Annotated in this window: 14 protein-coding genes and 1 pseudogene; 1 reads left to right on the top strand and 14 read right to left on the bottom strand. The window is 52.4% G+C overall.

From position 1 onward, the window contains the following. From ACKXF9_RS06105 to ACKXF9_RS06040, 14 genes and pseudogenes are all read right to left on the bottom strand, one after another. Entirely contained in the window at window positions 1-1,317 is a 1,317-nt protein-coding gene (locus ACKXF9_RS06105) for a glycoside hydrolase family 28 protein (protein WP_120021051.1), read from the bottom strand. Between the two features lie 11 nt (window positions 1,318-1,328). Continuing rightward, on the bottom strand, window positions 1,329-2,132 hold the full coding sequence (locus tag ACKXF9_RS06100; protein ID WP_120021052.1) for a polysaccharide deacetylase family protein: 804 nt from the start codon (window positions 2,130-2,132) through the stop codon (window positions 1,329-1,331). Next, window positions 2,129-4,210 carry a hypothetical protein gene (locus tag ACKXF9_RS06095; protein ID WP_349187257.1) on the bottom strand — a complete coding sequence of 694 codons (2,082 nt, stop codon included), beginning with the start codon at window positions 4,208-4,210 and terminating at the stop codon, window positions 2,129-2,131. The genes ACKXF9_RS06100 and ACKXF9_RS06095 overlap by 4 nt, the downstream gene beginning before the upstream one ends. Window positions 4,211-4,219: 9 nt before the next feature. Further along, the gene (locus tag ACKXF9_RS06090) at window positions 4,220-5,554 is read right to left on the bottom strand and encodes an MATE family efflux transporter (protein ID WP_418265580.1); all 1,335 of its coding nucleotides are present in this window, start codon (window positions 5,552-5,554) and stop codon (window positions 4,220-4,222) included. A 164-nt stretch (window positions 5,555-5,718) separates the two neighbouring features. After that, complete coding sequence (locus ACKXF9_RS06085) at window positions 5,719-7,452, bottom strand: twin-arginine translocation signal domain-containing protein (RefSeq protein WP_418265579.1); 1,734 nt, start codon at window positions 7,450-7,452, stop codon at window positions 5,719-5,721. An 80-nt stretch (window positions 7,453-7,532) separates the two neighbouring features. After that, complete coding sequence (locus ACKXF9_RS06080) at window positions 7,533-8,447, bottom strand: carbohydrate ABC transporter permease (protein WP_418265578.1); 915 nt, start codon at window positions 8,445-8,447, stop codon at window positions 7,533-7,535. A 19-nt stretch (window positions 8,448-8,466) separates the two neighbouring features. Beyond that, entirely contained in the window at window positions 8,467-8,922 is a 456-nt protein-coding gene (locus ACKXF9_RS06075) for an ABC transporter permease subunit (RefSeq protein WP_418265871.1), read from the bottom strand. Beyond that, window positions 8,911-9,831, bottom strand: a pseudogene (mobQ, locus tag ACKXF9_RS06070) (MobQ family relaxase); the annotation flags it as partial. The pseudogene mobQ and the gene ACKXF9_RS06075, both read right to left, overlap by 12 nt. A 193-nt stretch (window positions 9,832-10,024) precedes the next feature. Further along, on the bottom strand, window positions 10,025-10,381 hold the full coding sequence (locus tag ACKXF9_RS06065) for a hypothetical protein (RefSeq protein WP_117541235.1): 357 nt from the start codon (window positions 10,379-10,381) through the stop codon (window positions 10,025-10,027). A gap of 29 nt (window positions 10,382-10,410) precedes the next feature. Continuing rightward, complete coding sequence (locus ACKXF9_RS06060; RefSeq protein ID WP_418265577.1) at window positions 10,411-10,638, bottom strand: hypothetical protein; 228 nt, start codon at window positions 10,636-10,638, stop codon at window positions 10,411-10,413. Next, window positions 10,616-10,870, bottom strand: a complete 255-nt coding sequence (locus tag ACKXF9_RS06055; RefSeq protein ID WP_117541237.1) for a CPCC family cysteine-rich protein — start codon at window positions 10,868-10,870, stop codon at window positions 10,616-10,618. The genes ACKXF9_RS06060 and ACKXF9_RS06055 overlap by 23 nt, the downstream gene beginning before the upstream one ends. A 311-nt stretch (window positions 10,871-11,181) precedes the next feature. Continuing rightward, window positions 11,182-11,478 carry a DUF3847 domain-containing protein gene (locus ACKXF9_RS06050; RefSeq protein WP_002594808.1) on the bottom strand — a complete coding sequence of 99 codons (297 nt, stop codon included), beginning with the start codon at window positions 11,476-11,478 and terminating at the stop codon, window positions 11,182-11,184. Beyond that, window positions 11,471-11,812: a DeoR family transcriptional regulator gene (locus ACKXF9_RS06045; RefSeq protein WP_003020305.1), complete on the bottom strand. Its 342-nt coding sequence runs from the start codon at window positions 11,810-11,812 to the stop codon at window positions 11,471-11,473. The genes ACKXF9_RS06050 and ACKXF9_RS06045 overlap by 8 nt, the downstream gene beginning before the upstream one ends. After that, on the bottom strand, window positions 11,809-11,997 hold the full coding sequence (locus tag ACKXF9_RS06040) for a hypothetical protein (RefSeq protein ID WP_005930722.1): 189 nt from the start codon (window positions 11,995-11,997) through the stop codon (window positions 11,809-11,811). Before ACKXF9_RS06040 ends, ACKXF9_RS06045 begins: the two co-directional genes overlap by 4 nt. 483 nt (window positions 11,998-12,480) lie before the next feature. Here ACKXF9_RS06040 and ACKXF9_RS06035 point away from each other — a divergent pair, with 483 nt between their 5' ends. Continuing rightward, window positions 12,481-13,287 (top strand): helix-turn-helix domain-containing protein, encoded by an 807-nt coding sequence (locus ACKXF9_RS06035; protein WP_009296084.1) that lies wholly within the window; start codon window positions 12,481-12,483, stop codon window positions 13,285-13,287. Window positions 13,288-13,315 lie beyond the last annotated feature (28 nt).

Raw genomic sequence — 13,315 nt, 5'->3', positions numbered from 1 at the left:
TTATGCCTCCTCGATCGTATGCGGTACGGGGGGAATGTAATTGATGTCCGGTGCGGTATCCAGAGGGGTGATGTTGCAGTTTTCGCAGACCATACCGTTCACTGCGGTCGGGTCAAAGGAATTTTCTTTTGCGCGAATGTCCAGATTCCGGAATGTGAAGTCCGAGAGTTGATACTGTGTCGGTTCCGGTTTTACGTTGAAGTATTCGCGGCACTCACAGCGGCAGTCCTCCACGGTGATGTGATCTGCATAGGAAAGCGGAATGTCCTTGCGGTCTTCCAGATCATAGAACTGCGTCCACGGATTGATGTTGACAAAACTCTCCACAACGGCATCCACCTGCTTCATCGTAATGTACTCGTAATGCTGTGGGGTATCCGGGCGCATTTTCAGCCAGAGCAGATTGCAGGCGTGGTCTACTTTCAAGCGGCGAATCAGGACGTTGCGATCGTGCATGGACTCCGAACCGCAGGTCAGACAGCCATGGCAGAAACCATAGTGGCAGTCCTCCACCAAAATCCGCTCATTGATGCCGTTTTCGGGTGCAGTATCGGCCCACGGGCCTCTGCCGCCCTTCAGCACGACCGAATCATCGTTCACTTCCAGATAGCAGTTCTTGACCAGAACATCGGTGCAGACATCAATGTCGATGGCATCGGTGCTGGGAGCCGGAACCGGGTGCGCCGGTGAAAGAATGCGGCAGTTCAGGTACTTCACATGGTCGCAGCGGTAGAGATGGCTCGTCCAGAAGTGCGAATTTTGCAGGGTGATATTGGCAAAGGTCACATTTTTGCTGTTGGAGATGAACACGAGCCGCGGACGCTGCTCGTCCTTGTTCGTGCATTTGGGGTTCCACTTGCGGCGCAGCCAGAACGCCCGCCAAGAGCGCAGGCCGTTGCCGTCGATGGTGCCGGGGCCGCTGATGGTAAAGCCATCCACGCCATCGGCGTTGATGAGGGCCGAGAAGTAGATACAGTTCTGTCCTTCCATGCGTGTTTCGCAGAGGTCATAATCGGCAATGTCATCACTGCCCATCAGGGTGCCGCCCTGTGCTACATACAGATTCACGCCCTGTTTGAAGTGCAGCGCACCCGTGTGGTAAACACCAGCCGGAACTACCAGAACACCGCCGCCCTCCTTGGCTGCAAAGTCAATGACGGACTGAATCTCCTTTGTATGCAGCTGGCCATCCGGCAGGATGCCGTAATCCGTTAGCGGGTACTGCTTGCCCAGCGCAGAAAGTTCCGGGGTTTCGATCTCATAGAACCAATCGTCGATTGGGGTTCCGTCCGGGAAAAATTCAAGTTCATGTTTCATGGGTGTGTTCCTCACTCAAATCGTGTTGTCGTTCCACCGGGAAGTTCGTAGATTTTTCCTCCCACGCTGACCCAGCAGGATGCAGCATTGGGATTATAGCATAGATCACCGTCTACGGTAAACTGGAGCCGGGCAGCATCTTCCAGCGCATCTACAATTTCGATGTTAGTAGCGTACCAGATGTCGTCCTGATGGCTCATCATCTGGCAGAACTGCTCCATCTGTGCCCAGCCATCCTGTTCGGGCAGTTCATAACTGTGACCCCAGACGTACATCAGGTACAGATACTGGGTCTTGTGCATGGTCAGGAACTTCTGGCCCAGTTCCAGCATCCCACGCCGGAAATGACAGGTCGGATCCCACTCGGTAAAATCTTCCGGGATGGCAAACCCCTGCGTACTGCGCACAGTACGCGCATAGCGGATGCCCAGTGCCGGCAGCAGTTCCATGATTTTATGGGTGTAACTGCCGTTTGGATAAGCAAGACCGCGCACTGGGGTCTCGACCAGTTCTTCCAATGCACGGCGATCTTCCAGAACCTGCTGGGCCACCTGATCCAGCGGAGAGCGTGCAATGGTGGGATGCAGCACGGTGTGGCAGGCCACCTCATGCCCACGATACAGTTCCTTATATTCGCTGACCGGGATGCGCTCTGCATTGTGCAGACCGGAGTTCAGATTAAAGGTTCCCTTCATGCCGTACTGGTTGAACAGTTCCACAAGGCGGCGGTCTTCCACGCGGCCATCGTCAAAGCTGAAAGTCAGGGCCTTGTGCTTGCCGCCGGGAAAACAGGTATAGATATTTTTCAAACTCATACAGAAGCCTCCTGTAAGCCGTAGGGAACGGCGCGTTTGCCATAGCGGTTTGCCAGACTACCTGTCACGACCAGCTTGAACGCATTGCTGCCCGGATGGAGCAGGCCCTTCAAATCGAACCGGTGCTTATTCCAGAACGAAACTCCGGCAAATTTTCCGTTGACCCAGAGTTCGGCCATCTCCTCGGCATCCAGTTCCATCAGCGGATAATCGTCGTTTGCCTGTTCTGCGCTGTATTCCACCTCGGCAACGTAGGTCTTTTTGACCTGAATGCCATCGGCTTTTTTCAGGGTAAACTCCGGCACAGGGAGCAGCAGTGGTTTCGGCTGTTCCGGCAGAGCGGCAAAGTCCGCCTCCTCGCAGGTGAACAGCAGCAGGCTGCTGCGGCTGGGCAGGTTCAACGCAAAATCCTTTGCCTGCGCACGGGCTGCTTTCCCTGCCCAGAGGTCATACTGCCCGACTTTTTTGGTAGTGGGCAGCGTGATGGTGGTGTGAAGGTCGGTGTTGCCCTCGTTCACAAGGAACCAGCACTCACTGCCTGCGCGCAGGAAGTGCGCACTGCGCAGCTGCGGAGCCGCCGGGCTGCACTGAAGGTCTGCAAGGGGCGAGAGGTCTTTGGGGAGCGCGGGCGCATCGGGGAACCGCTGTTCCGGGTCGATCACCGCCGAGAACTCCATGCCGCGGCAATGCAGTTTTCCGTCCTGCACCCGGCAATCCCTCCAGACGCTTTCCGGCAGATACTGGAAACCGACCTGCTGCTCATAGAGCGGACGAACGGCATCCGGTTCCAATGCGCGGTTGCGGCACAGCACCGCCACCGGCAGGAGAGCGGTCGTGTCCGTCATCAGGCAGGACAGCCGCCGCAGATAGGTAGACCACAGCTTATAGTGCTTCCACCAGTTGCTGTTGGGGCCGACATCGGGCGGGCGCTCATCTTTCCGCTTGCCGGTGATGCTGTAATAGAACGCATGAGGGATGAACAGGTTGACACCGCGCACGGCCAGCCAGTCCGTGTACCACTTGATGTCCCCGCCGGAGAGCTGCCACGGATTGTTGTCCTTGTTGCAGGCTCCAAAGCACTCGTTGGAATTGCGGCGGCGGTTCATCAGGCGGGCCGCATCCGCGCTGCACTTACCCAGCGTGGAATCCAGCCCCACAAGGCAGTCCTTTTCCGGTGCGATCCAGCGCAGGCACAAGTCCTGACCGGGGATGCCGAAGTATTTTTCCACCTCAATATCATCGCTCTGGTGGGGGTGTCCCATCAGGCAGATGCCGTGCTGCTCGCACCAGCCGGAAAGAGCCGCATAGTAAACGCCGCCCTCCCGGTCAAGGATCATCTGATGATAGAGCCGGGTGTCGGCATTTTCGGTTTTCTCGAACAGTGCGGTCAGGTTTTCCAGCTTGCCGCCTGCTTCGGTGAAAAGCTGGGCAAAGCCCTTTGTCCAAGGGAACATATTCCCCACGTTCCGCCCCAGAATACTGGGTTCATCGGTGAAGAAGCCGATGATGGTATTCCCGAAGTATTCTTTCAGTTCACGGTAGTAGGCATCGTGGGTCAAGCCGATGAACCGCTGCACGACCTCCGGGTTCAGGATGTCGGCACTTTCCGGGGCGTTCGGTTCGCCATCGTCTTCGCCCCAGTGGATGCCGCGGATGGTGCCGCCGCTCTTGCGCACCACCAGAACGCCCTGCGGTGTCTGTGCAAGGACTTCATCTCCCGGCTTGCTCTCGCTCACCAGCGTGATGCCCTGACTGACCAAATCGGGTCGGCCCGCAGTGACCATGCCGTTTGCGGAGCCGGACGGGTACATTCCCTCATCGTACAGAACGACCGTCATGTTCAGCGCAGCAGCTTCCTTGACCGCCGTGCGGATGTAGGAAAAGTATTCTTTGGAAAGGTATTTGATGCGTTTTGCAAGGCCGATGCGGGGATGCAGCACCACGCCGGATACGCCGTGTGCGTTGAAATCATTCAACTGGCGGCGGATCTCGTCATGGATCAGGTTGCCATTCAGAAACCAGAACGGGATCGGGGTAAATTCGCGCGAGGGTTTGGAAAGCAGTGTGAGTAACTCCATACGAACCTCCTATGGTTCATTTTTTGCAAGGGCGCAAAGTTTGGCCCATCGCTTTGTACGAAAATAAAACAGCATCAGGATCATACCAGCCAGAAAACTCAGCGGTACACTGGCCATTGCATAGCCGCCATAGCCAAGCCGTGAAAGCAGATATGCGACCGGTATCCGTACACCCCACAGGATGAAAAGATTTACGATGGTCGGATACTTGATCTCTCCAATGCCATTGGCAAAGCACATGATGACGTTCATGATCGCATACATCCATGTGAACGGAAGAACGATATGGATGTAGCGCGTTGCAAACGCAAGAACTGCGGTATCGTGTGTGAAGAGTGCGAGGAGCGGGTTGCAGAAAATTGTAACGAGGATTCCAGCAGATAATGTGATGGCTCCCGCGCTCAACGGAATCAGCCATGCGCTGCGGCACAGTCGGCGATAATTTCCTGCACCAAGGTTCTGACCGGAAAATACCGTCATTGTTGAGGAGAGCGATGCAATGGCAAGGTTGGCAAGGCTGGTGACTTTTCCGGCCACCGAGCAGCCTGCAACAAAAGTCGAACCCTGAAGATTGAACAGAATCTGCAAAATCAGGTGTCCGGTGGAATAGAGTGCCGTGTTCATTCCAAGTGGGAGGCCGATCTGTATCATCTTCCGCAGCGTTTTCCCATCGAATCGATGGGGCAACAGTGGAAATTCCAGCTCCGGTGCATAGCGGCGGATATACCAGATGCTGCACAGCCATGAGAGTGCCAGTGCAATCACGGTCGCCCATGCAGCACCGTAGACACCCATGCCAAACTTCGCTACAAAGAGCAGATCCAGCGCAATGTTGACCACACAGGATACCAGCAGAAGCACCAGAGAAGAATTGCTGTTGCCAAGCCCTCGCAGGATGCCTGCATTGAAATTGTAACCCATGTTGCCAAGAATACCGATGGCAACAATGCGCAGATACTGCACTGCATAAGGCATAGCATCCGGCGGAACCTGCATCAGATTCAAGAGAACCGGCCCCAATACAAGCCCCAACACCGTAAGTGGAATCGCTGCTGCGTAGAGGAAGAACACGGATGCTTTGAGCAGCTTTTTCAGCGCATCCTGATCGGACGCACCGCAAGCCTGCGAAACAAGGATTGAAATGCCAGAACCAATACCGAGAAAGACACACAAAAGAATTTCCAGCGGCTGCGAACTGGTGGAAACCGCTGCCAGTGCAGAGGAATCGCAATAATTGCCGATGACCAGCGTATCTACGGTGCTGTACATCTGCTGAAGGACACTGCCAGCGCAAATCGGCAGAGCAAAGCGCAGGGTGCAGCCGAGGATAGAGCCATGGGTCATATCTGTCTGATGCGCAGGTGTTTTATTCTGTGTCATATCATTTGCTTCATAAAAGAAGAAACCGTGTCCCGCAAAAGGTTGCGGAACACGGCTTCTGTGTTATCCAGATCTCAACTCCGTCAGCAGGATATCATGCAGACCGGAGCTTGCGTCCGCTATGATTTTTACAGAGAGTCGCGGATCGTCTTTGCATTTTCGAGGTCAGCCAGACGCCACTCGATGATGCTGTTGGCATCCAGACCGTTGCAGTCGGCGACCATCTGATCCCACAGGGCATCGAACTCGCTGTCGGAAGAAGCATAGACCATCTTCCAGCTTGCGGTGGTGACCTTATCCTTGATGGCATCGATCATCAGCTGCATATTGTCATCCGGCAGGCTGGTAAAGCTGGATACGTTCTTCAGGGGGCTTTTCTCGCAGTAATCGCTGCCCAGCCACTCCTTCCAGTTCTCGTGGCCAGTGGTCTTCTGCCACTTCTGGAAGTTTTCGCTCTGAGCACTGATCTCATTGACATCGCTCCAGCCCAGCGTAGAAGCGCAGCGGTAGCCGCCCTCTCCATCGCCATACTGGGTCAGGGTACCGTTCATCACGATAAAGGGAGTGTTCCACAGTTCCAGCGTTTCGCCGGTGGACATCTCAAAGCCGGTAAAGTCGTTGTGACCGGAGTTCAGCCACTCCTTTGCACGGTCGGTCAAAGCAGCATTGCCCTTGTCATCACTTGCCCAGTATTCACCATCAGGACCCTGCGTCAGGATCAGGAAAGCTTCGGGATCAGCCAGAACATCAAGGTAAGCGAGGCAGGCGTCCAGATTCTTGGTCTTTGCGCTGATGCCGATCATGTAGCGAGGATCGCCGTAGGTGGAGTTTGCGCTGTAGTAGCTCTTGACACCGGGAATATGGTATTCCAGATAGGTGGGTGCCCAGCCCGGCAGATAGCCGGAAGGAACCTGTGCATAGCCGCCATCGACCTTGACTTTCTGGGTGGGACGGTCATTGTTGATGCTGTCGGGGTCGATCAGGCCGCGCTTGTAGACCTCGTGATACCACTTCAGACCCTTATAGTACAGGCTGTCCTTGTCCAGAATGGAGTGATATTCGCCGTTGACCATATCGGCTTCCAGCAGGTAGGCAAGCTGGTTTTCGAGATAGCCCTGCCAGCGGTACCACATGGTCATGCAGGCCCAGAAGTTGGAGTCAGAGCCGTTGTTCAGCACCGTGCCGTAGCAGGCAGTGCCATCATCAGCCGTGGGGCGAGCCTTCTGCATCTGCTCCATGACATCGATCAGGTCTTCAAAGCTGTTGATCGCCGGTGCGCCGATCTTTTCATAGGTATCCCAATGCACACGGACTGCGTTGCGCTCGGTGGAGTCCAGCCACTTATACTTGACGTAGCTGTCGCCGATACTGGTGGGGATGCCGTAGACGCTGCCGGTACCTGCGCTCTTGAACTCACGGACGTAGTTCAGAGCAGGCTCAACTTCGGTGAAAGCCTTCAGATGCGGCATCTTGTCCAGATAGTCGTCCAGATTCAGCAGCATACCGCCCTGAATCATGATATCCAGGCTCTTTTCCGGGATGAACATCACATCCGGCAGGTCGCCGCTGGCGAGGATTGCGTTGGTCTTTTCATCCGAGTAAGCCCAGACCTCCAGATTGAAGCCATGCTCTGCGAAGTAATCGCCCTTGAAGCCGCTAATCAGGCCGCTGGATACGTTTGCATCGCGGGGATAGAAGGTGATGGTCTGCGGACCGCTGGAAGAAGCAGCGGAACCGGAACCAGCGGTGCTGCCAGCGGCAGTGCTGCTGGAGGAGCCGCCGCCACAGGCGGTCAGGGCGGCTGCAGAACCGGCGATTGCACAAGCCTTGAGGAAATTACGACGGGAAATCATCTTTTTCATGGTCTTGTTCTCCTTTTATCATATAATACACAATTTTGATTATCATATAATACACAATTTTGAGTTCAAAAGAAAGGCTCTCAGCCCTTGACGGCACCGACCATCAGGCCCTTGACATAGAACTTCTGGACGAAGGGATAGACGCAGATGATGGGGATGACGACCACAGCAGTCAGGGTCAGGCGGATACCGGTGGGGGTGATGGTCGCATAGGGGTTCTCACCGGCGATCTGCTCGGCGGCTGCGGTGACCTGCTGGAGCAGTTCGTACAGCAGATACTGCAAGGTATAGAGCTTCGTGTTGGTGATGTACAGCTTGGTGGTGAAGAAGTCATTCCACTGGTTCACGGCGGTGAACAGCGAAATGGTGGCAAGGATGGGGGTCTGCAGCGGCATCACGATTTTGAAGAAGCGGGTCAGATAACCGGCACCATCCAGATAAGCGGATTCTTCCAGTTCCGGACTCATGGCTTCGATGTTCGTCTTGACCAGAACCATGTTGTACACGGACAGGCAGGACGGAATGACGTAGACCCAGAAGCTATTGACAAGGCCCAGCATCCGGTTGTTCAGGTAGATGGGGATCATGCCTGCGGAGAAGTACATAGTAATGACGGTGAAGCGATACCAGAACTTGCGCTTCCACATATTCTGCTTGGTGAAGAAGTAGGCCATGTAGCTGGTCAGCACAAGGCTGAGTGCCGTGGTGATCACGGTACGCGCCACCGAGATGAAGGCCGCATTGCCCAGATTCTGCACCTTAAAAATTTCAACGTAGTTTTCAAAGTTGATGCCCTTGGGCAGCAGGATGATCTGGTTCAGGTCAACCAGCTTCTGGTCGCTGATGGTGCAGATCATAAGGTAGTAGAACGGATACACGCACAGCAGCGTGATGATGGTGAACAGGATGATGCCGACGATGTTGTAGATCTTATCCTCCCGGCTCATCTTGATGTGGTGGCTTTTCTGCCGGGGTGCGATTTTTGTTGCAGTCACAGGATGCTTCCTCCTCTCTTTAGAATACGCTGGTGCCGCGGATCTTCTTGGATGCGGTGTTGGCCAGACCGAACAGGATCAGTGCAATGATGGATTTCATGACACCAACGGCGACCGAGAACGAAATCTGACCACTGCCGATACCGAGGTTGTAGACGTAAAGGTCAAGCACTTCGATGTATTCCTTATTCAGAGCGTTGCTGAAAGCGAGGAACTGGTCGATGCCGGAGTTCAGGAAGTTGCCGATGCTCATAATGAGCAGAACGAAGAAGGTGGGCATCAGCAGCGGAATGGTGATGTAGCGGATACGCTGCCAGCGGTTTGCGCCGTCGATCATGGCCGCTTCGTTCACTTCCTGATCCAGACCGGTGATGGCGGCGAAGTAGATGATGGCGTTCCAGCCGAGGTTTTTCCATGTGTAAAGCAGTGCTTGGATCAGCCAGACGTGCTTGTCGGTGGTGAGGATATATTTCATCAGTAGATTGGGAAGAAGTGTCGCTTCCTCCGCCGCCTTTTGTGCAAGCAGTTCTTTCCGTTTTTCTCCCAGCTCGGTAATCCAGCCTTTGAGGTTTTGGATAAGCTGCCGGATGGACTTCATCAGGCGGTTGGCGGCTCTGATTTCCCGGTTCAGGTTGCCGATGTTCGTCTGGATACCCCGCTTTTCCATCTGCCGGACAGCAGCTCCCTCATGGACAGTAGGGATAATATCAAGCCCCTGTCTGGCATAGGAACGCAAGTCCACACGCTCTGGGCGGTCATTGGCTTCCAGATAGCGGTTCTGGATGACCTCCCATTCATGCCGCCAGATTTCGCAATACTTCTGGTCGTTCCAATCCACCGTATCCTCCTTGTGGCTTTTCCATCTGCCGGACGGAAGTTTTATCCGTTCCCCGTTTTCGTCAAGGTCATAAACCTTGCGGCTCTTGGGAAGCCATTTTCCATGTTCGTCCATTGCCCTCATAGTGAGCATGACATGGGCGTGGGGATTGTGTCCCGGCGGATGGGGGTCATGGATTGCAAAATCAGCAATCATGCCTTTGGAAACAAACTGCTGCTCACAAAACTCCCGGACAAGGACAGCATACTGGTCGGGCGGTATCTCTCTGGGGATGGTAAGCACCCACCGCCTTGCAAGCTGGGAGTTCCATTGTTTTTCCACCGCTTCGGCGGCGTTCCACAAAGTATTGCGGTCTGCATATTCCTGTGGGGCATTTGCCGGGAGCAGGATTTCATTGTGGACGATACCACGCTTTTCCGGGTAGTGCTTCACTTGCTGGTCGTATTCACAGAACAGCTTTTCGCCGCTCTGGTAAGCAGCGGCGGCAACAGCAGACTGCCGCTGGCTGCGCTGCACAATCGTGATTTCGTTGTGTGGACAGGGCATTTCGTGTTCCTTCTTTCGCTAATTGGTGGATGGGGTGGCGTTTTACCACCTCATTTTGGGCAGAAAAAAAGCAGGAGACCTTTTTTCAGATTTCCTGCTCGATGTGCCGCTGTGTGGGCGGCGGGTATTTAGTTGTAAAAGTTCGGGACAAGTTGACCCGATGAGTGAATGATAAATAGAAAATTTGCAAAGACTATTGACATTTTTCCAAAATATCTTTCAGTTGAGCAGTCAACACATCTTCTTGACCGAGAAGCACATCTTTTTCATATACAATGGTATTCCACAGATTGCTGAGTTCTGCGGAAATTTCAGGGCTATCACAAAATTCGTGTGCCACCCAAATATTGCTGGCTATCGCTTCTGGGGCGCCATCAATGGACAGACCTTTATCTTTGATTGTATCAATCGCACGAGAAATATATTTATCAAATTGTGCTGCTCGACTTTCTGTATGTGACTTGTCGCTCACATAGTGTCCAATAAAAAAGGAAATTGCAAATCCAGCGATGATGAACACGATAGTCAATGCTGTACCTATTCTTTTCATACTTCCAACTCCTTTGTCAAATTCAAGAACTATTTTTTATTGCTTCCTATCCAGTAACATCCTGCTCCGATTACCGCTGATAAAAATTCAATTCCTTTCAAATACATATCGTAGTTTGTATATCCGATAATTGGACCAGATAAAACATAAATTATAACAAACACAATAACTGTAACTATTGCTCTCTTAGCAGTGTCCTTCACTTTTATTCCCTCCATAACTTCGACATTGTTGCTATGAAATTTTCTTTTCATCATCTCTCGGTGGTCGGACATAACATAACATTTCTTTTTCACAAGCACCAAATTTTGAGAAATTGGATTTCGCTTCTTTTAGTGTTATTCCATGATTAGAGTCGCTTGGTTCGTTATCAGAAGCAATGAACGGGTCATTCTCCCAAAAACAAACGGGACAGATATACCCACAATCTTCATTTGCCGGAACATTATAGGTAAAATATCCGCAGCAAGGACATTGGTATTTTTTCATATAAACCTCCCGTTTAAGCCTTGACCTCAAATTCCTGATTTATTGCTGACTTCATTATACTTCATTGCCTATCGAAAAGATAGCATATTTTATGAAACTTGTCGGCTGGGAACAGCTTGCAACGCAAGGTGTCCCCAGATGGCAAGTCCACAAAAGGGTAGCTGGCGGCAGCCAGCGCAGGGGAAGTGTAGCGTCCCCTGTATGATTTGGAGCAGACCATGACTGCGGAAAATCACAGCCCTCCGGCGAGGAGCCTTCGGAGAACGCAATGCACCAACCTCTGGGTGGTGTATAATTGCGCCCTTAGTAAACTAAGGGGTTTCCGGCTTCTCCCGTTCCAGCAGTTTTTTCAATAGTTCCTGCGTGTCCTGCCTGTGAAAAATGAGTTTCAACAACAGCATGACATCATCATCTGTCAGGCGTTCCGGCTCTTGCAGAAAACTTTCCAGCATACCGCCACGAGTACAGAGCCGGTGCGTCCGTTCCTTTCGGGTAAGCTGCTTTAACTGGTGCTGCAATGCCTTTTCATCATTGATGGCTTTCCGCAGTTTCTTTTCGCTTTTCTCCAACTCCCGGTTGAGCTTTTCCAGCTTTGAGGTATCAGGCAAGGGCAGCGTCCTCCTTTCCCGGTATCAGCACATAAATCCTGTTTGGTTCTCCAACGCCCTGACGCACCCGCATGATAAGTCCGGCGGTTTCCAGTTCATTCAGAGAACGCTTGACCGTCATGGGACTGCGGGACAGGACTGCGGCAATGGCTGTGACAGGGAAGCAGACAAACAGGATTCCGTTCTCGTCCTCCTGACCTTTGGAGAGCATAGCGTCCAGCATCCGGCAGTACATGACCTTTGCGGTGCTGCTGACTGGAAATCCTGTCAACGCTCTGGGAAAGGGCATACAGGGCGGCAATGGTGTGTCTATCGTCATAAATTCAAAATTCATTCGGTGTGTTCCTCCTTTTTCTTTGCTCGTTTGGATAAATAACGGGGGCAGTCAATCACAACCGCCCGGAAGCTCTGCCTGCACCCATGCTGGCATTTCCGGCATAATTCGTTGTAAGTGACACGCCCCCGGTCATTGAGGTAAAAGGAAAGCTCATGCTTCCTCTTTTTGCTCATTCTCGGCATATTGTGTTTCCTCCCGTTTTAGTGTATGGTTTCGGGGCGATTTTCGGCAAAATTACAGCCATAGAGCCGATTAAAATCTCCCGAAGTATCAGCGATAGGGTAGACTATCCCCCTATCAGATTGTCGTGTTTCGGTATCATTTCGGTGTCAGTTCGCCAGTTCTCCCCGGTGTCGTTCCTCCCCTGAATCTCACAGCGGCGTATCGCTCCCTTTGGTACGCTCGTTTCGGTCAGGGTTCCTCCACATCCCTGCCAAAAGTCATGGCACTACATCGCCGGGGAAGCATATCCCACACAGGCTGGTCATTCGATTGGAATAATCCATCGATGAACTACCTGTATCATAGAACATTTTTGTGCCCTGTGCCGTATGTCCACAAAGTAGGAATTAGGGGTAAAAATCAGAAATTTCCACGATTGCGGAAAGTGTGATATAATCCAGATAAGCGGCAGCAATGAAACCATTGGAAAGGAGCGTGCGCCCATGAAAGGAGCAACAAGCATACAGGAACGCCTTTGGGAACTCCGCAAGGACAAAGGCTTAAATCTGGAAGAACTATCAAAGCTGACAGGCATTTCCAAATCAGCTCTTGGAAGTTATGAAAAAGAGGATTTTAAGGAAATCAATCATGGCAACCTTATCACGCTGGCAGACTTCTATGGGGTCTCTGTTGATTATCTACTGTGCCGGACAGAGAACAGGGAGCAGATCAACACACCATTGACGGAGCTGCATTTGAATGATGAGATGGTGGCACTGCTGAAAAGCGGTCGGATTAACAACCGTCTGCTCTGTGAGCTTGCTACACATAAAGATTTCATCAAGTTTCTTGCAGACATTGAGATTTATGTGGACGGGATTGCTACCATGCAGATTCAAAACCTCAATGCACTTGTCGATACCGTCCGGCATGAAATCATTGAACGGTATCGCCCAGGCGAAGATGACCCGCATTTGAAAGTGCTGCAAGCCGCCCATATCAGTGATGATGAGTATTTCAGTCACATGGTTCTGGATGACCTCAACCTGATTATCCGGGATATTCGGGAAGCCCACAAAAAGGACAGTGAGAGTGCGCCCCAGACCACCGTTGCCGATGAATTGAAAGAAAATCTCGAAGCAGTCGAAAATTTCAAGGGCAGCCGGGATGAAAAGCTGGTTGTCCTTTACTGCAAGCAGCTCGGTATCAACTATAAAAATCTGTCAGACGAAGAATTTCGCTGGCTGATTCGGATTCTCAAAAAATCAAAGAAAATGGGAACGCCTATCAGCCAGAGGAAAAAACGGTAAAAAAAACCGCTGTTGCATGGTTGGGGTG

This window comes from Faecalibacterium sp. 9 (genome assembly GCF_048320955.1).
GTDB lineage: Bacteria > Bacillota > Clostridia > Oscillospirales > Ruminococcaceae > Faecalibacterium > Faecalibacterium wellingii.
Note: the sequence above shows the minus strand (reverse complement) of the source record. Positions and strands in the feature narration are given on the sequence as shown.

Coding starts and splice junctions, on each gene's coding strand:
- ACKXF9_RS06060 (WP_418265577.1), bottom strand. CDS start 10,638: ATGATGAAAAGAAAATTTCATAGCAACAATGTCGAAGTTATGGAGGGA.
- ACKXF9_RS06035 (WP_009296084.1), top strand. CDS start 12,481: ATGAAAGGAGCAACAAGCATACAGGAACGCCTTTGGGAACTCCGCAAG.
- ACKXF9_RS06095 (WP_349187257.1), bottom strand. CDS start 4,210: ATGGAGTTACTCACACTGCTTTCCAAACCCTCGCGCGAATTTACCCCG.
- ACKXF9_RS06065 (WP_117541235.1), bottom strand. CDS start 10,381: ATGAAAAGAATAGGTACAGCATTGACTATCGTGTTCATCATCGCTGGA.
- ACKXF9_RS06040 (WP_005930722.1), bottom strand. CDS start 11,997: ATGCCGAGAATGAGCAAAAAGAGGAAGCATGAGCTTTCCTTTTACCTC.
- ACKXF9_RS06045 (WP_003020305.1), bottom strand. CDS start 11,812: ATGAATTTTGAATTTATGACGATAGACACACCATTGCCGCCCTGTATG.
- ACKXF9_RS06090 (WP_418265580.1), bottom strand. CDS start 5,554: ATGACCCATGGCTCTATCCTCGGCTGCACCCTGCGCTTTGCTCTGCCG.
- ACKXF9_RS06075 (WP_418265871.1), bottom strand. CDS start 8,922: ATGAAATATATCCTCACCACCGACAAGCACGTCTGGCTGATCCAAGCA.
- ACKXF9_RS06105 (WP_120021051.1), bottom strand. CDS start 1,317: ATGAAACATGAACTTGAATTTTTCCCGGACGGAACCCCAATCGACGAT.
- ACKXF9_RS06085 (WP_418265579.1), bottom strand. CDS start 7,452: ATGAAAAAGATGATTTCCCGTCGTAATTTCCTCAAGGCTTGTGCAATC.
- ACKXF9_RS06100 (WP_120021052.1), bottom strand. CDS start 2,132: ATGAGTTTGAAAAATATCTATACCTGTTTTCCCGGCGGCAAGCACAAG.
- ACKXF9_RS06055 (WP_117541237.1), bottom strand. CDS start 10,870: ATGAAAAAATACCAATGTCCTTGCTGCGGATATTTTACCTATAATGTT.